This is a genomic window from Microbacterium sp. B19, from assembly GCF_000333395.1.
Lineage (GTDB): Bacteria > Actinomycetota > Actinomycetes > Actinomycetales > Microbacteriaceae > Microbacterium.
In genome coordinates this window covers 17934-37990 of the sequence record NZ_BADA01000441.1, presented here as the reverse complement: position 1 = coordinate 37990, position 20057 = coordinate 17934, and the positions used below count along the sequence as shown (strand labels likewise).

At 71.9% G+C, this 20057-nt stretch carries 18 protein-coding genes; 16 read left to right on the top strand and 2 right to left on the bottom strand.

All coding sequences use genetic code 11. The features are described 5' to 3' along the window. Positions 1-5 precede the first annotated feature (5 nt). The 3 genes from I5G_RS22930 to I5G_RS25505 all read left to right on the top strand — a co-directional run bounded on the left by I5G_RS22930 (position 6) and on the right by I5G_RS25505 (position 3387). Entirely contained in the window at positions 6-2087 is a 2082-nt protein-coding gene (locus tag I5G_RS22930) for a primary-amine oxidase (protein WP_022879913.1), read from the top strand. Then, positions 2087-2596 (top strand): hypothetical protein, encoded by a 510-nt coding sequence (locus I5G_RS15705; protein ID WP_022879912.1) that lies wholly within the window; start codon positions 2087-2089, stop codon positions 2594-2596. The genes I5G_RS22930 and I5G_RS15705 overlap by 1 nt, the downstream gene beginning before the upstream one ends. A gap of 119 nt (positions 2597-2715) precedes the next feature. Next, positions 2716-3387 carry a type IV toxin-antitoxin system AbiEi family antitoxin domain-containing protein gene (locus I5G_RS25505; RefSeq protein ID WP_036328733.1) on the top strand — a complete coding sequence of 224 codons (672 nt, stop codon included), beginning with the start codon at positions 2716-2718 and terminating at the stop codon, positions 3385-3387. A gap of 35 nt (positions 3388-3422) precedes the next feature. On the opposite strand, the gene I5G_RS24860 is transcribed toward I5G_RS25505, so the two are convergent. Both I5G_RS24860 and I5G_RS15685 read right to left on the bottom strand, forming a co-directional pair. Further along, positions 3423-4145 (bottom strand): Abi family protein, encoded by a 723-nt coding sequence (locus tag I5G_RS24860; RefSeq protein WP_022879909.1) that lies wholly within the window; start codon positions 4143-4145, stop codon positions 3423-3425. A gap of 135 nt (positions 4146-4280) precedes the next feature. Then, positions 4281-5003: a GntR family transcriptional regulator gene (locus I5G_RS15685; protein WP_022879908.1), complete on the bottom strand. Its 723-nt coding sequence runs from the start codon at positions 5001-5003 to the stop codon at positions 4281-4283. 142 nt (positions 5004-5145) lie between these two features. On the opposite strand from I5G_RS15685, the gene I5G_RS15680 reads away from it, so the two are divergent. Genes I5G_RS15680 through I5G_RS15620 form a run of 13 tightly spaced genes read left to right on the top strand, consistent with a single transcriptional unit; the run spans position 5146 to position 19912 of the window. Next, the gene (locus tag I5G_RS15680; protein ID WP_022879907.1) at positions 5146-6093 is read left to right on the top strand and encodes a PDR/VanB family oxidoreductase; all 948 of its coding nucleotides are present in this window, start codon (positions 5146-5148) and stop codon (positions 6091-6093) included. Positions 6094-6147: 54 nt separating this feature from the next. Further along, a complete protein-coding gene (locus I5G_RS15675; protein ID WP_022879906.1) occupies positions 6148-7485 on the top strand; it encodes a Rieske 2Fe-2S domain-containing protein in 1338 nt (445 codons plus the stop codon). Next, positions 7478-9007, top strand: a complete 1530-nt coding sequence (locus I5G_RS15670; RefSeq protein WP_022879905.1) for a glutamine synthetase family protein — start codon at positions 7478-7480, stop codon at positions 9005-9007. Before I5G_RS15675 ends, I5G_RS15670 begins: the two co-directional genes overlap by 8 nt. Positions 9008-9015: 8 nt before the next feature. Next, positions 9016-10482 carry an aldehyde dehydrogenase gene (locus tag I5G_RS15665; protein WP_022879904.1) on the top strand — a complete coding sequence of 489 codons (1467 nt, stop codon included), beginning with the start codon at positions 9016-9018 and terminating at the stop codon, positions 10480-10482. A gap of 5 nt (positions 10483-10487) precedes the next feature. Continuing rightward, complete coding sequence (locus I5G_RS15660; RefSeq protein WP_239642556.1) at positions 10488-11498, top strand: phosphotriesterase; 1011 nt, start codon at positions 10488-10490, stop codon at positions 11496-11498. Between the two features lie 3 nt (positions 11499-11501). Beyond that, positions 11502-12524: a phosphotriesterase gene (locus tag I5G_RS22915; protein WP_022879902.1), complete on the top strand. Its 1023-nt coding sequence runs from the start codon at positions 11502-11504 to the stop codon at positions 12522-12524. Positions 12525-12532: 8 nt separating this feature from the next. Beyond that, positions 12533-13165 (top strand): cysteine hydrolase family protein, encoded by a 633-nt coding sequence (locus I5G_RS15650; protein ID WP_022879901.1) that lies wholly within the window; start codon positions 12533-12535, stop codon positions 13163-13165. Further along, complete coding sequence (locus tag I5G_RS15645) at positions 13162-14679, top strand: GMC family oxidoreductase (RefSeq protein WP_022879900.1); 1518 nt, start codon at positions 13162-13164, stop codon at positions 14677-14679. The genes I5G_RS15650 and I5G_RS15645 overlap by 4 nt, the downstream gene beginning before the upstream one ends. Next, positions 14676-16091 (top strand): amidase family protein, encoded by a 1416-nt coding sequence (locus tag I5G_RS15640; RefSeq protein WP_022879899.1) that lies wholly within the window; start codon positions 14676-14678, stop codon positions 16089-16091. The genes I5G_RS15645 and I5G_RS15640 overlap by 4 nt, the downstream gene beginning before the upstream one ends. A gap of 26 nt (positions 16092-16117) precedes the next feature. Further along, positions 16118-16354 (top strand): hypothetical protein, encoded by a 237-nt coding sequence (locus I5G_RS15635; protein ID WP_022879898.1) that lies wholly within the window; start codon positions 16118-16120, stop codon positions 16352-16354. Positions 16355-16407: 53 nt separating this feature from the next. Continuing rightward, entirely contained in the window at positions 16408-17478 is a 1071-nt protein-coding gene (locus I5G_RS15630) for an amidohydrolase (RefSeq protein WP_022879897.1), read from the top strand. Continuing rightward, positions 17475-18494 (top strand): phosphotriesterase, encoded by a 1020-nt coding sequence (locus tag I5G_RS15625; protein ID WP_022879896.1) that lies wholly within the window; start codon positions 17475-17477, stop codon positions 18492-18494. Before I5G_RS15630 ends, I5G_RS15625 begins: the two co-directional genes overlap by 4 nt. Then, positions 18491-19912 carry an amidase gene (locus I5G_RS15620; protein WP_022879895.1) on the top strand — a complete coding sequence of 474 codons (1422 nt, stop codon included), beginning with the start codon at positions 18491-18493 and terminating at the stop codon, positions 19910-19912. The genes I5G_RS15625 and I5G_RS15620 overlap by 4 nt, the downstream gene beginning before the upstream one ends. The last annotated feature ends 145 nt before the right edge of the window (positions 19913-20057 follow it).

Sequence of the window (20057 nt, the reverse complement as noted above, 5' to 3'; positions counted from 1 at the left end):
ACCCGATGACCGCCGACCGGCACTGGAGCGACCCCCTCACCCCGAGCGAGATCGTCGAGATCACCGCGCTGGTGCGCGCGGACGACCGCATCGGCGCCGAACCGCGCTTCTGGGGCATCGCCGTCGAGGAGGGTCTGGCCCGCAGCCTCGCCCCCGGCCAGGGGCGCCCGGTGCGCCTCATCGTGATGAACCCCGCGGCGCACGCGGCGTGGGAGGTCACCGGCTGGACCTCGGGCACCGACCGCGCCGAGGCCTCGCTGGCATCCTGGAGCCCGGTGGATGCCAAGCGCCCCGGCGTCTCGAGCGACGAGGCGCGCGCGATCGCCCGCGCCGCGCGCGAGCACCCGCTCCTCAAGGAGGCCCTCGCCAAGCGCGGCATCACCGACACCACGCACGTGTGGGTCGACCCCGAGTCGATCACGGGCTTCGAACCCGAGGACCTCGCCGACCGCCGTCTGTCGTGGGGGACCGTCTGGTACCGCGAGAGCGCCGACGACAACGGCTACGCGCGTCCGGTCGCGGGTCTCGTGCCGATCCTCGACCTCGAGACCCTCGACATCATCCGGCTCGAGGACCACGGCGTCCTCCCGATGGCGAGCGAGGGCGGCAACTACCGCTCGGGCACCTGGGGTCCCGACCGCCACGTCGCGCCGCTGGAGATCACGCAGCCCGAGGGCCCCGGCTTCACCGTCGAGGGCCACCGAGTCACGTGGCAGAACTGGTCGTTCCGCATCGGCTTCACGCACCGCGAGGGGCTCGTGCTGCACGACATCGCGTACCGCGACGGCGACGTCGAGCGTCCCGTCCTCCGCCGCGCCGCGGTGAACGAGATGTACGTGCCGTATCTCGACTCCGACCCGACGGCGTACCGCAAGAACTTCTTCGACTGGGGCGAGTACGGGGCCGGCCCCCTCACGGCATCCCTCGAACTCGGATGCGACTGCCTCGGCGAGATCCACTACTTCGACGCCCACGTGCTCGACGGCGTCGGCGAGGCTCAGACCATCACGAACGGCGTGTGCCTGCACGAGGAGGACTCGTCCATCCTCTGGAAGCACGTCAACACCCGCACGGGCGAGGCCGACGTCCGCCGCTCGCGGCGCCTGGTGATCTCGTTCTTCGCGACCGTCGCGAACTACGACTACGGCTTCTACTGGTCGCTGTACCAGGACGGCTCGATCGAGCTGGAGATCAAGCTCACCGGCATCCTGTCGGTGTCCGGCATCGACGACGGCAAGATGCCCGCCTACGGTCGCATGGTCAGTCCCAACGTCCAGGCCCCCACGCACCAGCACTACTTCGCCGTGCGCATGGACACCGCGGTCGACGGGCCGAAGAACCGCCTGGTCGAGGTGCACGCCGAGGTCGAGGAGGACGAAGAGCTCAACCCCTGGGGCAACGCCGTCAAGATGGTCTCCGAGGTCATCGCGTCCGAGAAGGATGCCGGTCGGATGGCCGACGCGTCCCGCGCGGTGCACTGGCGGGTGGAGAACACCGAGCGCACCAACCGTTTCGGCGAGAGCACCGCCTACCGTCTGTCCGCGATGCACACGACGCGGCTGTTCGCCAAGCCCGGCAGCATCGTCGCGCGCAAGGCGCCGTTCGTCTCGAAGCACCTGTGGGCCACCGCGTACGACCCGAACGAGCGCTTCATCACGGGCGACTACCCCAACCAGGCGCCGCTCGAGGCCGAGGGCATCACGGCCTGGCAGCAGGCGGATCGTCCGCTCGACGGCGCCGAGCTCGTGCTGTGGCCGATCGTCGGCGTGCACCACTACCCGAAGCCCGAGGAATGGCCGATCATGCCGGTGCACCGCATCGGCCTGCGGTTCGAGCCGGACGGCTTCTTCACGCGGAACCCGTCGCTCGACCTGCCCCCGTCCTCGGGCGGCGACCACTGCCACGCGCCGGTCGCGGGGTCGGGCGGTGCCGTGGCCGAGGGCCACGCGTTCCACGGGCACGACGCCGGCGGGCACGAGCACCACGACCACTCCGCGCACGGGCACCACGGGCACGAGCACCACGGGCACGAGCACCACGACCACTCCGCGCACGGGCACCACGGGCACGAGCACCACGGGCACTGATGGGGGAGGTCCTGCATGTCGGCGCGCTGGTGGCGACGGCGGCCGGCGCGTGCTGCGTCGCCGCCGACCGCCCCGCCGCGCGCGTGCGTGAACTGCTCATCGCGGCGCTCATGCTCCTCGCGATGGGCGACATGGTGCTCGGCGGCGCGCGCGTGCCGCCGGTGTTCTGGGCGGCGGCGCTGCTGTTCGCCGCGCTCGTCGCGGTTGCTCCGGGGCGCGCGCGGCGCGGGGACGACCGGCGGATGCGGGCGTTCGACGCGCTCGGCGCCGTGCTCATGGCATCCCTGCTGCTGGCCGCGCACGTCCCGGCATCCCCCGGCTCGTCGCATCACGGGGCGGGGGCGATGCCGCTCGTGGTGCTCACGCTCGTCGGGGTGGCCGCGTACGCCGTCGGCGGTGTGGTGCTGTTCGTCACGGCGCACCGCGACCGGCCGCTCGTCACGCGGCTCCCGCCGCTCGCGATGGGCGCGTCGGCGGTGCTGATGGCGGCGCCGCTGGTGGTCGGCTGAGGCGCGGCCCACGAGGGTCGGCCGCGGGCGGAGGCACGCTCTTCCGGCTGCAGAACAAACTTACTGAGACTGACGTGACACTAGGTGTCACGCTAGTCTCAGTAAGGGAGGTGGATTCGATGGTCAACGACGTCGATGCGCTGCGTGCAATCGAGCGCGCACCGCTGCGGACAGTGCGGCCCCAGGACCTGGAAGCGGACCTCGCCCATGCACGCCGCACGATCGCTCGACTCGCCGACCGCGGGGCGTTGGTCCGTCTCGCCAAGGGCGTCTACGCGGCACCCCCGGAGGGTCGCGACGGTCGAAAATGGCGCCCCACCCTGGAAGCGGCAGGGCTGGCCGTGGCCACTGCCCGCTTCGGCAACCGCAATGCCATCCTCATGGGGCTGGGCGCCGCGCGCCATTGGGCAGCGATTCCTCGCGCTATCGGCGTGACGACCGTTGCCATCCCGGAGGCGGGACGACCTCCCGTGACCCTGGACACCGGGGGCATCGTGCACCTCGTTCCGCGCGATCTCGATCGTCTTGACGCCGTACTCGAGCAGAACGAGCTCGGACGTGCTCTGGTGACCACGCCGGCGCAGACGCTGTACGACCTTCTGATGAAGCCGGGCCAGGGAGGCATGCCCGATGAGGCCGCGGCCGCGGCGCGTCACCTGCGTGGGCAGGTCCGGCCGGCGGATCTGCGGCGTGTTATTGACACGTTCGGTCGCGCGAACGCCGCCGTGCGCGGGGTACTGGATGCCCTGGAGCGGGAAGTTCCTCGCGGCGAAGGGGCCGGAGGGCAGTAGTCCGGCAATGAGGGAGGCTCGCGCAACGCCTTCAACTACTTGATCCGTCGTGGGTCGTCACGGGCGATGCGCCGGACACTGCTGTTCGCCATCACGAGCCTGGGATAGGCCGCATTGGCTTTGTGCACGAGCGAGAGCATCTGGTTGAGGCGGCTGCTCGTCTTGACGCCCAGGAGGTTGTCGTGATGTGCAACGCGATTTCGCAGACGTCGAATGCTGTCGAGTTGCTCACCGATCTTCGCCCTCCCCGCGTCAGACTGGTCCGCCCCCGGGAACGCAGCGTTCAGGCCAGCTGACCACAACGCCACTTGGCGATGAGGTGACTCGACCTTAGACATCGGCCGGAGCAGCTTGACCCACGTGCCGAACATCAGCTGCGCCACGATGTCATCATGGCCAGCGGTCACACCCTGGCGAGGGTGACCCGTCGTGCGAAGCCCTGCCTCACGTGCAGCGGCCCTTCGTGCCTTGTTGAGATCGTTCTTCAGTAGTGCGTAGAGGGGCTCTTGGGCATTGCCCGGGAGAGTCCACTCCGCCGATCCGCCGTTCGCGACGTTCCACGTGGACACCGCGCGATCCAGGGCATTGCGGATCGCTACTTCGACTAGGGAGATCTGGGCGTGGAGCGAGCCGGACAGTTCGTTCGCCCACAGGTAGGTCGACCATGCCCGCTCGAGATCCTGCCCGGCGTCGTTCAGATAGGGCCGCAATCGGGGCTCACTCAGGAGGAGCCGCCGGACATCAGGTTGACTCGACACGACCTAGAACGTACCGTCGAGTGCAGAGCGACGGGCTTGGACCGTCGTGCCTATCCCGGAATCCCCTCGCCTCGCGAGGGGATTCTTGTTTTCCGCGGCGGACACATGGAACGGTGTCCTCCGACCCCCCCCGCGTCAGCCGGTGAACACCGTCGCGGAGCGCCGCTCGTACCAGCGCGCCAGCTGCTCGCCGGCCTTCAGGACGTGGTCGCGCATCTCGCGGCGGGCGGCTTCGGCGTCGCCGCGCTCGATCGCGTCGATGATGCGGACGTGCTCCTGGAAGTTCTCCTCGCGGTGGCGGTCGTCGCCCACGAGGAGCTGAGCCGAGACGTTGCGGGGGAAGGTCTCGTTGATCTCCTCGATCGCGCGGGCGAGGCGGGCGTTGGCGGAGACCTGCGCGATCGTGTTGTGGAACACGTCGTTCTCGCGGCGGCTCGCGAGGGCAGGGTCGCTCTGACCGCGCTCGCGCTCGACGGAGCGGTCGTACATGTCCTGGTTGGCCGCGCGGAGGCGCGTCACGTCGTTGCGCGAGATGCGCTCGACGGCGCGGGCCGCCGCGAGGGCTTCGAGCTCGGCGCGCACCTCGTAGGCCTCGCGCACCTCCCACGGCGCCGGCACGCGCACGACGGCACCGCGGTTGGGCAGCACCTCGATGAGGCCGCCGGTCTGCAGCTGGCGCAGCGCTTCGCGCACCGGGGTGCGGCTGACGCCGAAGTCGTTGGCGAGCTCCGCTTGCCGTAGCTGCGCGCCGATGGGGATGTCGCCCGACATGATGCGTTCCCGGATCTTGGCGGCGATCTCGTCGACGAGCGCGTGCCCCCCGGCCGCCGTGATCTCGGTTTCCCCCCGTGCGGCCATGGTGCCCCTCTCGGTCGATCGTGGTCGCGATCCCACGAGGTGCGAACCTAGCAGAACGGGTGCCGGATGCCACGCAATCCACGCGGTACTGGCTCCCAGACCAATGATTCGGGATCCAATCTGCATCTGTTAGGATCCAAACATGACGACTCGAGAGGATGCCGGAGAGCTACGCGCTCGCGTACGCTCCCTGACCCTCGAGACCGCCGACGTGATGTCCGTGGAACTCGAGGGCGTCGACGGACCGCTGCCCGAATGGACGCCCGGCGCCCACGTCGACCTCGCCCTCCCCGGGGCCCCGGTCCGCCAGTACTCGCTCTGCGGCGAGCCCGGCTCGGCGCGCTATCGCATCGCCGTCCTGCGCGAGGAGCAGAGCCGCGGCGGTTCCCGAGCCGTGCACGAGCGCCTCCGCCCGGGCGACGTCGTGTCGCTCCGCGGTCCCCGCAACCACTTCGGCCTCGTCCCCGCCGGCGAGTACCTGTTCCTCGCGGGCGGCATCGGCATCACGCCGGTTCTGCCCATGGTGCGCGCCGCCGCCGCGGCGGGCGTGCCGTGGCGGGTGCTGTACCTCGGCGCCTCCCGCACCCGCATGGCCTTCCTCGACGTCCTCGCCACGATCCCCGGGGGAGCGGTCGACGTCGTCGCCCGCGACGAGGGCGTCCGCGCCGACCTCGAGGCCGAGCTCGCGGCCCACCCGAACGCCGCGGTTTACGCGTGCGGCCCGGCGCGCATGCTCGAAGAGGTCACGCGCGTCGTGCCCGAGGCATCCGGTCGTCTGCACCTGGAGTACTTCACCGCGCCCGTCGTCGAGTACGAACCCGGCGGCCCGTTCGCCGTGCGCCTCGCGCTCACGGGCGTCGAGGTGACCGTCGAACCCGAGCAGACCGTGCTCGAGGTGCTGCGCGAGGCGGGAGTCGAGGTGCTCTCCGACTGCGAGGAGGGCATCTGCGGCAGCTGCGAGACGGGCGTGCTCGAGGGCGAAGTGGAGCACCGCGACTTCGTCCTGACGACCCAGGAACGGGCCGCCAACGACTGCATGATGGTGTGCGTCTCGCGTTCGGCGTGCCCCGTCCTCGTCCTCCAGGCCTGACCCGCCCGGAACCCCCACGAAACCGACCACGACAGAGCACGAGAGGCGACGGCGATGCTGAAGCAGGAAGACAACGAGAAGATCACCCGGTCCGGTCCCGGCACTCCGCTCGGCAACCTGCTGCGCTCGTACTGGCAGCCTGCCGCGCTCGTGTCCGAGATGCCGGGGGAGCGGCCGGTGAAGGCCGTCCGCATCATGAGCGAGGACCTCGTGCTGTTCAAGAAGCGCGAGGGCTGGGGCCTCATCAGCCGCTACTGCGCCCACCGCGGGGTCGACCTGTCGTACGGCCGCCTCGAGGAGGATGGCATCCGGTGCCTGTACCACGGGTGGCTCTATGACGGAGAGGGCAAGTGCGTCGAGCAGCCGGCCGAGCCCGAGCACAGCCAATTCCTCGGCAAGATCCGCATCGCCAACTACCCGTGCGTCGAGAAGAACGGGATCATCTTCACCTACATGGGTGCGGGCGACCCGCCGCCGTTCCCGGACTACGACTGCTTCATCGCGCCCGAGGAGTACACCTTCGCGTTCAAGGGCCTGTGGGACTGCAACTGGCTGCAGGGCCTCGAGGGCGGCATCGACCCGAGCCACGTGTCGTTCCTGCACCGCTTCATCCAGGAGGACCCGCGCGAGATGTACGGGCAGCAGTTCGCCGAGGAGGTCGAGGGCACCGGCAAGAAGCTCTCGATGCTCGTGGGCGAGAGCTACCGCCCCGACATCGAGGTCGAGAGCGCCGAGCACGGCCTCCGCGTCTTCGCGCTGCGGCAGCTCACCGACGACATCAAACACGTCCGCGTGACGAACCTCATGTTCCCGAACGCCTTCGTCGTGCCGTTCGGTAACACCAAGGTGTTCACGCAGTGGCACGTGCCGATCGACGACGAGCATCACTACTGGTACATGATCTGGTACGACTTCGCCGAGGTCACCGACAAGGAGACCCTGCTGCAGCAGCGCCTCGAGGGCGTGACGCTGCCGGACTACCGGCCGATCCGCAACCGCGACAACAACTGGGGTTTCGACCCGCAGGAGCAGAAGGACCTCACGTACACGGGCATGGGCCTGGACATCAACGTCCACGACCAGTGGGCCGTCGAGAGCATGGGCCCGATCCAGGACCGCACGGTCGAGCGCCTCGGCGTCTCGGACCGCGCCGTCACCGCCAACCGCCGCCTGCTCCTCCGCGCGATCGATTCGTTCGCCGCGGGTGGGCAGACGCCCTCGCACCCCGTGAGCGATGCGGAGGCCGCGAAGCTCACCGGGCCGCTCGCGATGGACACGATCGCGGCCAACGACGCGTGGCAGGAGCGCTGGGTCCAGCGCGAGCAGGAGCGCCGCTCCGCCTCGCCGTGGGCCGCCCCGAAGGCGACCGCCGAGGAGACCGTCGATGCGTGAGCGCAACGTCGACGAGCGCCCCGTCTCGGAGAGCGGCGGCGGCATCTCGGCGCGGCCGATGCTCGCGGCAGACCGGGAGGGCTTCGTCCACCGGCACGGGCTGTGGAGTGAGGCGAAGTACGCCGCCGCGGGTCAGATGCGCCGCGTCGTGGACGAGCTCGGCATCGACATGGTCCGCTTCTCGTTCGTCGACCAGCACGGCATCCTGCGCGGGAAGACCATCGCGCGCGGCGGACTCGCCGCCGCCCTCCGCTCGGGCGTGACGGCACCGAGTTCGCTGCTGCTGAAGGACACGTCGGGGCAGTCCGTCTTCTCGGTGTTCAGCGCCGAGACGGGCGTCGGGGTCGGCGGGTTCAGCGGCGCCGGCGACATCGTGCTGGTGCCCGACCCCACGACGTTCCGCGTGCTGCCGTGGGCGCCGGGGACCGCGTGGATCCTGTGCGACCTGCACTTCCCCGACGGCAGCCCCGTGCCGTTCTGCACCCGCACGATCCTCCGCAACGAGCTGACCACCCTCGCCTCGCGGGGCTATGACATGACCGTCGGCGCCGAGCTGGAGTTCCACGTCTTCCGCGCCGAGGACGCCGCCCTCGGCACCGAGCACGTCGGTGCGCCGGGCCGCCCGGGTGCCGCTTCGCTCGCGGCCCCGACCACGCGCGGATCGCAGCTGCTGCTCGAAGAGGGACTCGACCGCATGCAGCCGCTCGTCGACGCGCTGTACCGCGGGCTGACGCTGCTCGACCTGCCGCTGCGCTCGATCGAGCTGGAGTTCGGTCCCAGCCAGTTCGAGATCACGATGGAGGCCGGCTCGGCCGCCGAGATCGCGGATGCCATCGTCCTGTGCCGCACCGCCGTCCGGCGCATCGCCGCCGGCCTCGGGTATCACGCGACGTTCATGTCCCGCCCGCAGGGCGCCGAGGGCGCGTCCACCGGGTGGCACCTGCACCAGTCGCTCACCGATCGGGCGACCGGTCGCGGCGCGTTCGTCCCCGACGCCCCCGGCACGACGCTGTCGCTGCTCGGCTCGGCTTACCTGGGCGGTCTGCTCGCGCACGCCGGTGCCGCGGCGGCGTTCACGACCCCGACGGTCAACGGCTACAAGCGCTACCAGCCGAACTCGCTCGCACCCGACCGCATCGCGTGGGGCATCGACAACAAGGGCGCGATGGTCCGCGCCGTCGGCGGCGTGGGCGACCCCGCGACGCGCCTGGAGAACCGTTCGGGCGAGCCCGCGGCCAACCCGTACCTGTACATCGCGTCGCAGCTGATCAGCGGCGTCGACGGCATCGACCGGGGTCTCATCCCGCCGGCGCCGACAACCGACCCGTACCGCACGGACGCCCCGTCGCTCCCGGCCTCGCTGGGCGCCGCCGTCGACGCGTTCGAGGCCGACGCGGTGTTCCGCGCCGCGCTCGGCGACGTCGTCGTCGACTGGTACGCGACCATCAAGAGGGCGGAGTTCGCCCGCTACCTTCGCCACGTCTCCGACTGGGAGCAGCGCGAGTACTTCGAGATCTTCTGAGGACCCCCATGAGCCTTCGCCCCACCGTCACCGCGCTGCCGGAGTACGAACCGTTCCTCCTCGGCGGAGAGTGGATGCCGCTCGGCGAGCGCCCCGCGCGTCCGGTGATCGACCCCGCCACCGGGGAAGTGCTCACGACCGTGGCCGACGCCACGGCCGCCGACGTCGACGCCGCGGTCGCGCTCGCCGTCGCGACGCACGCCGACCGCCGCTGGCGGGGGCTCGCGCCGCTCGAGCGCGCGCGGATCCTCAACCGGGTCGCCGACCTCATCGAGGAGCGGCTCGAAGAGCTCGCGGTGCTCGAGACGCGCGACAACGGCAAGCCCATCGAGCGCTCCCGCGCCGACACCGCGATGGCGGCGCGCACGTTCCGGCACTTCGCCGGGGCGCCGTCGCGCCTGGGCGGCACGGTCGTGTCGGTCGACGGCGGCGGGCACCACGTCTACACCGTGCAGGAACCGGTGGGCCCGGTGGCGATCATCCTGCCGTGGAACTTCCCGATCATGACCGCCGCGTTCAAGCTCGCCCCGGCGCTCGCCGCGGGCTGCCCCGTGGTCGCCAAGCCCGCGGAGGACACCCCGCTCACGCTCCTCCGCCTCGGCGGCATCCTGGCGGAGGCGGGCGTTCCCGCCGGCACCGTGAGCATCCTCACGGGCGACGGGTCGGTCGGCGCCGCGCTCACCGCCCACCCCGGCATCGCGAAGATCACCTTCACCGGGTCGACCGAGGTGGGGCGCCTGGTCGCGCACGCCGCGGCCGACGACTTCACGCGCGTGACGCTCGAGCTCGGCGGCAAGAGCCCGAACATCGTCTTCGAGGACGCCGACCTGGATGCCGCGGTCCTCACCGCGATGCGCGCGTCGTTCGGCCACTCGGGGCAGATGTGCACCGCGGGCAGCCGCCTGCTCGTGCAGCGCTCGATCCTCGCCGAGATGACCGAGCGGATGACGGCGGCCGTGGGCCGCGTCCCCGTCGGCGACGGCCTCGACGGCGGCATCACGGTCGGTCCGCTCGTGTCGGAGGAGCAGCGCGAGCGCGTGCTCGGCTACATCCGCGCCGGTGTCGACGAGGGCGCGACCCTCCTCGCCGGCGGCGGGGTCCGCGAGCCGGGCTTCTACGTCGAGCCGACCCTGTTCGCCGGCGTCACCAACGACATGCGCATCGCCCGCGAGGAGATCTTCGGACCCGTCGTCGGCATCATCCCCTTCGAGGACGAGGCGGATGCCATCCGCATCGCCAACGACACCGCGTACGGCCTCGCGGCGGGCGTGTGGACCCGCGACCTCGGCCGGGCGCACCGCATGGCCGCCGCGCTGGACGCCGGCACGGTGTGGATCAACACCTACAACCTGTTCGACCCGGCGCTGTCGTTCGGCGGTACGGGGGAGTCGGGGCTCGGCCGCGACCTCGGCGAGGAAGGGCTGCGCGGCTTCCTCGAGACCAAGAGCGTCGTCATCGCGATCCCGGAGGCGTGACCGGCATGCTCACCGTCCACGGCGTCTCGGGGCCGATCGCCCCCGAGCGGCTCGGCGTCACGCTGCCGCACGAGCACGTCTACATCAACATGACGCGCACGACCCCGCAGGACGGCTACCTCGCGGTCGAGGAGGAGATGCTCGCCGAGCTCGCGCTGTTCCGCGCCGCGGGCGGCTCGACGCTCATCGACCTCACGAACGGCGAGCTCAGCGACTACGCGGCGCCGTTCGGCGAGAGCGACGACATCACGGAGCTGCAGCAGAACCGGCGGACCGGATCGCGCTCGATCGCGAACGTCCGAGCGACGCGCCGCGCCGCGGAGGCCAGTGGCATCCAGGTCATCCTCGGGACCGGCCACTACTACGACACCTACCTCGACAAGGAGTGGTTCGACCGGACGCCGACGAACACCCTGGCCGACTTCCTCATCGCCGACCTCCTCGACGAGATCCCCGGCACGGGCGTGCGCGCGGGCGTGATCGGCGAGATCGCCTCGGACCTGTCGCACATCACCGCGGTCGAGGAGCGGTCGTTCCGCGCCGCCGCCCGCGCGGGGCGCGAGACGGGCGCCCTCATCACGACCCACGCCGCGTCGTTCCCGACGGGCCTCGCACAGCTCGAGATCCTGACCGAGGAGGGCGTCGACCCGTCGCGCGTCGTGATCGGCCACGCCGACACCGTCAAGAGCGTCGACTACTCGCTCGAGCTGCTCCGTCGCGGGGCGTTCGTGGAGTACGACTGTCTCATGACCTGCCGCGTGGGCGGGACGCTCGTGCGCCACCAGATCGACCGGCGCATCGACTACCTCCGCCGCATCATCGACGCGGGTTACGCCGACCGGGTCCTCCTGTCGCACGACGTCTGCCAGCGGTCGCACCTGCGCGCGTACGGCGGCCCGGGCTACACCTTCCTCTTCGAGGAGTTCCGTCGGATCGCCGTCGAATCCGGCATCGCGCCCGAGGTCCTCGACGCCATCCACCGCGACAACCCGCGTCGCGCCGTCTTCGGGGAGTGACCGATGCCCATCCACACCGTCCTGGGGCCCATCGACGCCGCCGACCTGGGCCGCACGTCGATGCACGAGCACCTGCTGAGCGACCTGCGCATCTGGGCGAAGACCCCCACCGAGTTGCCGCCCGAGGGCGTGCCGATGGGCCCCGAGCTCATGGCCTACCTGCGCTGGAACTTCCTCTCGATCCCCGAGAACATCGTCCTGCACGACCCCGTCGTCGCCGGCGAGGAACTCGCCCACGTCGTCACCGCCGGCGGCTCGGGCGTCGTCGAGCTCACCCTCGACGGCATGGGACGCCGTCTGGCCGAACTCCCCGAGATCTCCCGCCGCTCCGGCGTGCACGTCATGGTCGGGGCCGGGTTCTACGTCGAGCCGACGATGCCGGACGACGTCCGGACCGCCGACGTCGACACCCTCACCGAGCTGCTGCTGACGCAGCTGCGCGACGGCATCGACGGCACCGGCATCCGCCCCGCCCTCCTCGGCGAGATCGGCACGAGCTACCCCGTGACGGATGCCGAGTGGCGCTCGCTCCGTGCGGCGGCGCGTGCCGGCGCCGAGACGGGGGCCACCGTCTACACCCATCAGTCGTTCCGCGGCATGGCCGGGACCGAGGTGCTCGAGGTGCTGGTCGAGGAGGGCATGTCGCCCGACCGCGTGATCATCGGCCACCTCGACGAGTATTGGGACCAGGCCTACCACCGCGATATCGCGCAGGCCGGCGCCGTGCTCGCGTACGACACCTTCGGGTCGGACTTCTACTACGGCGGAGCGGACCTCCGGAACCCGACGGATGCCGAGCGCCTCGACATGGTCGAGTGGCTGCTGTCCGAGGGCTACGGCGACCAGCTCGTCATCGCGCAGGACGTGTGGGCCCAGGCCAACCTCCGCCGCAACGGCGGGCGCGGCTACGACCACCTGTTCGCCCGCATCGGCCCCGCGATCGCGAAGATCGCCGGCGACCCGGCGGTCGCCGACCAGATCCTCATCCACACCCCCCGGCGGTTGCTCGACCGTCCGACGCTCTAGGAGCCCTCATGACCGACATCGCCCCCATCGGCCCCGCCCACCTGGTCGGCCGCACCGTCCTGATCGTCGTCGACATCCAGGGCGGCGCCGGCACCACCCCGCCCGAGGAGGGTGGCATCCCCGTGCTCATGGGTGGTCGCGCCGAGCGCCGCGCGCGCGTCCGCGCACTCGTCGACAGCGCCCGCGCGGCCGACGTGCCCGTCGTGTGGATCCAGGAGGTGCACAAGCGCTCGCTCGTCGACATCGGGCGCGAGCTCGACGGCTCCGAGGGCCCGCACTGCATCGAGGGCGACCCCGACACCGAGATCGCGGCGTGGCTCGACCCGCAGCCCGAGGAGTTCCTCATCCGCAAGCGCCGTTACTCGGCGTTCTTCGGCACCGAGCTCGAGATCGTGCTGAAGGCGTACAAGGCCGACACGGTCGTGCTCGTCGGCGGTCTCACCGACGTCTGCATCCACTACACCGCGGTCGACGCGCACCAGCACGACTACCGCGTGCGGGTGGTGACCGACTGCGTCGCCGGGTCCACGCAGCGCGCGCACGACAACGCCCTCGAGGCCGTGCAGTACCTGCAGCGCGACGCCCTCGTCACGGCGGCCGAGGTGACGGCGTCCTTCGACGGCGCCGCGGTGCCCGCGTGACCAGCGGCCTGCCCCGCGAAGCGGCGTACGTCGTCGTGGGCGGCGGGACGGCGGGAAGCGTCGTCGCCGCGCGCCTCGCGGAGGCGGGCCACGAGGTGCTCCTGCTCGAGGCCGGACCCGACTTCGGGCCCGAGGGCGATCCGGCCTGGCCGGCGGACCTCCTCGACGCGACGCGGCTGGGCCGCTCGCACGACTGGGGGTACGACTCCGGCGACACGTACCCGTGGAAGGTCGGGTTCGAGCGCGCCCGCGCCATCGGCGGCTCGAGCGACGTCAACGGCTGCACCCAGACGTGGGGGCATCGCCGCGACTACGACGCGTGGGCCGAGGCGGGCCTCACCGGATGGGCCGCCGACGACCTGCTGCCGCTGTTCCAGGAGGGCATGCGCCGTCTGCGCGTGCACCGCTTCACCGCCGACGAGCTCACGCCCTGGCAGCACGCCTGGTACGACGCCGCCCCCGCGGTCGGGATGCCGCGGGTCGAGACGCTCAACGACCTCGACGAGGCCGCGGGCTTCGCGCCCGAGGACATGAACATCCAGGACGGCGTCCGCATCAACGCGGCCTTCGGGTACCTCGATCCCGTCCGGTCGCTCCCGAACCTCACGGTCGTCGGTGAGGCGCTCGTGGACCGGGTCGTCGTCGCGCACGGCCGCGCGACCGGCGTCGTGGTGCACCACCGCGGCGAGGTCGTCGAGGTCCGGGCGGGCACCGTCGTCCTCGCCGGCGGCGCCTACAACTCCCCGACGGTCCTGCTGCGCTCGGGCATCGGGCCGTCCGCGCAGCTCGCACCGCTCGGCATCCCGGTCGTCCAGCACCTCCCCGGCGTCGGCGAGAACCTCCACGACCAGCCGTTCCTCCTCATGAGCTGGGAGGGGTCCGAGCGCATGAGCGCGCGAATGGATGCCGCCCGCGCGGCCGGGTGGGCCCCCGACGAGCAGGCGATGGGCAAGGCCGCCTCGAGCATCGAGACCGAGGCGTTCGACCTGCACTTCCTGCCGTACAGCCCCACGCACCGGGGCGACGAGAAGCGGTGGAGCATCGGGACCTCGGCGCTCCTTCCGCGCTCGCGGGGGTTCGTGCGGATCCGCAGCACCGACCCCGAGGCGAAGCCGATCATCGACCACCGGTTCCTCACCGACCCCGGGGGTCTCGACGTCGCAATGCTCATCGACGGCGCGGAGATCCTGCGCGACCTCGCCGCCACCCCCGCGCTCGCCCCGCTCGTGGGCCGCGAGATCCACCCCGGCCCCGACACCTTCACGCGGGAGGCGCTCGCGGCCCACCTGTACGCGCACCCCGACAACTACTGGCATCCGGTCGGCACGTGCCGGATGGGCGTCGACGGCGACCCGCTCGCGGTCGTCGACGCCCGCGGCCGGGTGCACGGCGTGGACGGCCTGCGGGTCGCGGACTGCGCCATCATGCCCCGCGTGCCCCGCGCCACGACCGCCATGCCCGCCGTCGTGGTGGGGGAGAACATCGCCCGAATGCTGATCGAGGATGCCGCATGAACCTGTCGCACCTGACCCGCCGTTCCGCGTCCGCCCTCGCGGAGGCGATCCGCCGTCGCGAGGTGTCGTCGGAGGAGGTCGTACGCGCGCACCTCGAGCGCATCGACGCGATCAACACGTCCGTCAACGCGATCGTGTCGTACCGTCCCGAGGAGGCGATCGACCGCGCGCGCGAACTCGACGCCCTCCAGGCGCGCGGGCTGTCGCTGGGCCCGCTGCACGGCCTGCCGTTCGCGGTGAAGGATCTGATGGACGTCGCGGGGCTGCCCACGACCCACGGATCGCGCATCCACGTGGGCACGGTGGCCGCCGCCGACAGCGTCATCTCGGGGCGCATCCGCGGCGCCGGGGGCGTCTTCGTCGGGAAGACGAACACCCCGGAGTTTGGTGTCGGCTCCCACACGTTCAACGACGTGTTCGGGATCACGCGCAACCCGTACGACCTCTCGCGCTCGGCGGGCGGCAGCAGCGGAGGGGCCGCCGCCGCGGTGACGAGCGGCATGCTGCCGATGGCCGACGGTTCCGACCTCGGCGGCAGCATCCGCAACCCGGCGTCGTTCGGCAACCTCGTGGGGCTCCGCCCGACCGCGGGCCGCGTCGCCTCGGCCCGGCCCGGCAACGCGTGGGACCCCGGCTCGGTGCTCGGTCCGCTGGCCCGCACCGTGCGCGACACCGCCCTGCTGATGTCGGTGATCTCGGCGCCCGAGCGTCGGGCGCCGCTGTCCATCGACGAGGATCCCGCGCTGTTCCTGTCGCTGCAGCCGCGTCCGTTCGCCGGCGCCCGCGTCGCGTACAGCCCCGACCTCGGCGGCCTGCCCCTCGACCCGCAGGTGCGGGCCGCGACCGAGGCGGCGGCGCGTCTGGCCGCCGACCTCGGCGCCGAGGTGATCCCGGTCGACATCGACCTGTCCGAGGCCGACCTCGTGTTCGAGACGTTCCGCTCGCTGGAGTTCCTCGACGCGCACGGCGAGGAGGCCGCGGAGCACCCCGACCTCGTCAAGCAGACGCTCAAGGACGACATCGCGTGGGCCGGCGGCTTCACGGCCGAAACGATCACGCGCGCCGCCGGGGCCCGCACCCGGCTGTTCCGCCGCTTCCAGGCGCTGTTCGAGGACGTCGACCTGCTGCTCGCGCCGTGCGTGCAGGTGCTGCCCTTCCCCGTCGAATGGGAGTACCCGACCGAGATCGACGGCGTCGCGATGGACCGGTACTACGCGTGGCAGCGGTCCTGCAGCCGCATCACGGCGACCGCCATGCCGGCGCTGTCGCTGCCCTTCTCGTTCTCGACCGAGGGGCTGCCGATCGGCGTGCAGTTCGTCGGTCCGTACCGCGCCGACCGCACGCTGCTGGAGTTCGGCCTCACCTGGGAGGGCGCGGTCGCCGACACGATGGCCCGCCGCCCGGCCCTGTAACCCATTGCCCCGATGAGGAGCCCCGCATGACCCCGTCCCCCCGGAACGACACCCCCACCCTGCTGATCGCGCCCGTCCGCACGATGGACCCCGACCGGCCCCACGCCGAGGCGTTCGCGGTGCACGGGGGTCGCATCCTCGCGGTCGGCGCCGTCGACGAGGTGCGCGCGGCGCTCCCGGCCGAGCACGAGACGGAAGAGCTCGACGGCGTCGTGCTCCCGGGGCTCATCGACGCGCACCTGCACATGCAGCGCGGTGGCTGAAGGGGAGCGAGCACGTCACCCCCGACGTCGACATCGACGGCTACATCGAGGCGATGGCCCGGACGTTCGACGACGAGGACTGGACCGGCGCGGAACCGCCCACGCTCGACCAGCGCGTCGCGGGCCTCGACCTCGTGCAGCCGCTCTTCCACGCCCTGGGCTTCACCGGGATCATCGACCCCGCCGTCACGCCCGACGAGATGCGCGGCTACCAGGAGGCCCACCGCCGCGGACGGCTCACCATGCGCACCGTCGCGATGCCGTACCTCGAGATCGGCTCGCCCGACACCCCCGACGTCGACGCCGTGATCGCGCACCTCGCGGGTACCGGGGTCTCGACGGGCTTCGGCGACGACGTCCTGCGCCTCGGCCCGATCAAGGTGTACGCCGACGGCGAGGCGCTCAAGGGCCAGGCGCTCCTGGACGAGCCGTGGGATGCCACCGGTTACCGCGGCGAGCAGCGGATCCCGGATGCCGAGTACGCCCGCCTCGTCGCGTTCTGCGCCGCGAACGGGTGGGGCGTCGGAACGCACGCCGTCGGGGGAGCAGCGATCGGACTCGTCGCGCGGGAGTACGCGCGCGCCGGCGCCGCGGTCGCGGAGAACCGCTACCAGGTCATCCACGGCTACCTCGAGCCGAGCGCCGAGACGATGCGTCTGGCCGGAAGCGTGGGGACCGTGGCATCCCTCCAGCCCTCGATCATCTGGCACAACGGCGTCGGCCTGCGCGAGAAGCTGGGGGAGCGCGCCGAACGCGCCAACCCCATGCGGTCGTGGATCGACGCGGGCGCGGTGCTCGCGCTCGGGTCGGACGGGCCGTACTTCGCCTTCGACCCCCGCCACCTCATGTGGCAGGCCGTGACCCGGCACGTCGCGAACGCGGCCGAGCCGCTCGACCCGTCCGAGGCGATCACGCTGGACGAGGCGCTCGCCGGGTACACGACCGGCGCCGCGTACGCGAGTCTCGCCGAGCACGACCGCGGCATGATCCGCCCGGGCATGCTCGCGGACTGGGCGCTGTGGTCGGCGGATCCCGTGGATGCCGGTGTCGAGGCGCTCCGCGGACTGCGCGTGCGCCGCACGGTCGTCGGCGGACGCACCGTGTACCGATCGGCCGGCGCGTGATCGAGACCGTCCTCGGCCCCGTCCCCGCGGAGGGGTGGGGTCCGACCTCGACCAACGAGCACCTGCTCACCGACTCCCGCGGGCTCGCTCGACCGCTGCCGGACGGCTCGTTCCTGGACGGTCCGCCGCGCCTGGAGACGTGGGGCGACCTCCGCTGGAACTGGATGTCGATGCCCGACAACCTCACGCTCGACGCGCCCGACACCGCGGCGGGGGAACTCGCCGCCGCGCGAGCCGCGGGCCTGCACGCGGTCGTGGAGGCCACGTCGTGGGGCATGGGGCCTCGGCACGCGGACCTGCCGGACATCTCCCGCCGCAGCGGCGTGCAGATCGTGGCGGCCTACGGCTCCTACATCGACAAGACCCTCCCGGCGTGGTGGCGCGACCTCGACGAGAGCGAGATGTTCGAGCTCTTCCGGACGGCGTTGACGGATGCCGTGCCCGGGACGTCGTTCCGCGCCGGACTCCTCGGGCTCCTCGGCACGAGCGCGGAGATCACCGTGGCCGAGGGGCGAGCCCTCCGCGCCGCGGGACGCGCCGCCGCCGCAGCGGGAGCGTCCGTGAGTATCCGCCTGGACGCCGCCGCCCGCCGTGGCCCCGAGGTCGCCGGCATCCTGACCGCCACAGGCCTCGCGCCCGAGCGGATCCTGTTCTGCAACATCGACAAGGTGCTCGACCTGGACTACGTGTTCGAGGTCGTGGACACCGGCGCGGTGGTCGAGTTCGCGTTCGGCAGCGACCACTCGTTCGGCGGCGGCATCCGCGACCACACCGACCGCGAGCGCCTCGACTTCCTCGGTGCGCTCGTCGCCGCGCGCCCCGACGCCGCGATCACGCTCAGCTGCTCCGTCTGGACCAAGGGGCAGCTGACGCGCTACGGCGGCATGGGCTACGGCCACGTGCTCATGCGCATCGCCCCGCTCCTCGCGGGCCTCGGCGTCGACGACGCCCGCCTCCACGACATGCTCGTCGCGCGCCCCGTCGCGCTCCTGGACAGGACGGAGATCCTCTCATGACCCCCACCGACCAGCCCCTGCACCGACGGAGCGCGCGCGAGCTCGCCGCCGGCATCCGGTCCCGCGAGTTCTCCGCCGAAGAGGTCATGCGCGCGCACCTCGCGCGGATCGAGGAGCACAACCCCGCGGTCGCCGCGATCGTCACGATGGTGCCCGAGTCCGAGGCGCTCGCCCTGGCGCGCGAGGCCGACGCCGCCGTCGCGCGCGGCGACGAGGTGGGGCTCCTGCACGGTCTGCCGACCGCGGTGAAGGACCTGCTCGACGTCGAGGGGCTCCCCACCCGGCACGGCTCGCTGATCCACGCCGACGCGCCACCCGCCCGCGCCGACGCGATGGTCGTCGGACGGATGCGACGCGCCGGGGCGCTCGTCATCGGCAAGACGAACACCCCCGAGGCCGGTCTCGGCACGCTGACGTTCAGCTCGATCGCCGACACGTGCCGCAACCCCTACGACCTCTCGCGTCACGCGGGCGGGTCGAGCGGTGGGGCCGCGGCCGCGGTCGCGGCGGGGATGCTGCCGTTCGCGGACGGCTCCGACAGCGGCGGGAGCCTCCGGTACCCCGCGGCGTTCTGCAACGTCGTGGGCCTGCGGCCGACGCCCGGTCGCGTCGCGAGCGGACGGCTCGACAACGGCTGGACCGCGCACGGGGTCCTGGGCCCCATGGCGCGCACGAGCGACGACGTCGCCTACGCCCTCGCCGCGATGGCGGGGCCCGACCCGATGGCGCCCCTGTCGATCGCGGAGGACCCGTCCGTCTTCGCGTCCCTGACGTCGCGGCATCCGGAATCCGTCCGGATCGGGTGGAGCAGTGACGCGGGCGGAGTGCCGATCTCGGCCGAGGTCGCCGCCGTCCACGCGCGGACGCGCGATGCGCTCGCCGCCGCGGGGTACGAGATCGTCGACCTGGATCTCGAGCTCGCGGATGCCGAGGCCGCCTGGGAGACCGTCGAGATGTACAACTTCTTCGCCTCGTACCGCGGAGAGGCGGCCACCCATCCCGACCTCATGCGCCCCGACCTGCTGCGCAACGTCCGGCAGGGGGAGCGCATCACGGCGGCAGAGCTGGCCGACGCCCTGCGCACGCGCACCGAGGTCTTCCGCCGGACCGAGCGGCTGTTCGCCGACGTCGACGTCCTCATCGCCCCCGCGACGCCCGTCGTGGCGCCGCCGGCCGAGGTCGAGTGGGTCGAGCGCGTGGGCGACGCCGTCTACGATCGCTATTTCCGGTGGCAGATGCTCGCGAACCGCTTCACCGTCACGGCGCACCCGGTCGCCGTCACCCCGGCCGGATTCCATGAGCATCTGCCCGTGGGCATGCAGGTCGTCGGCCGCCACCGCGGCGAGGCCGACCTGCTCTCGGTCACCGCGGGGATCGAAGCGGTGCTCGGCCTGACCGCCCGCGGACCGCAGGACTGAGCGACCTTTTACATCTCGGAAACATGCTCGGCACATACGAGCGGATCCAATCCTGCAAAATTGGATCCAGTTCCACCTGAGATATATCCATGATCCTCCACCCGGCCGCCGCGCCCCGCACGCAACCCGAATGCGTCGTGTCCGG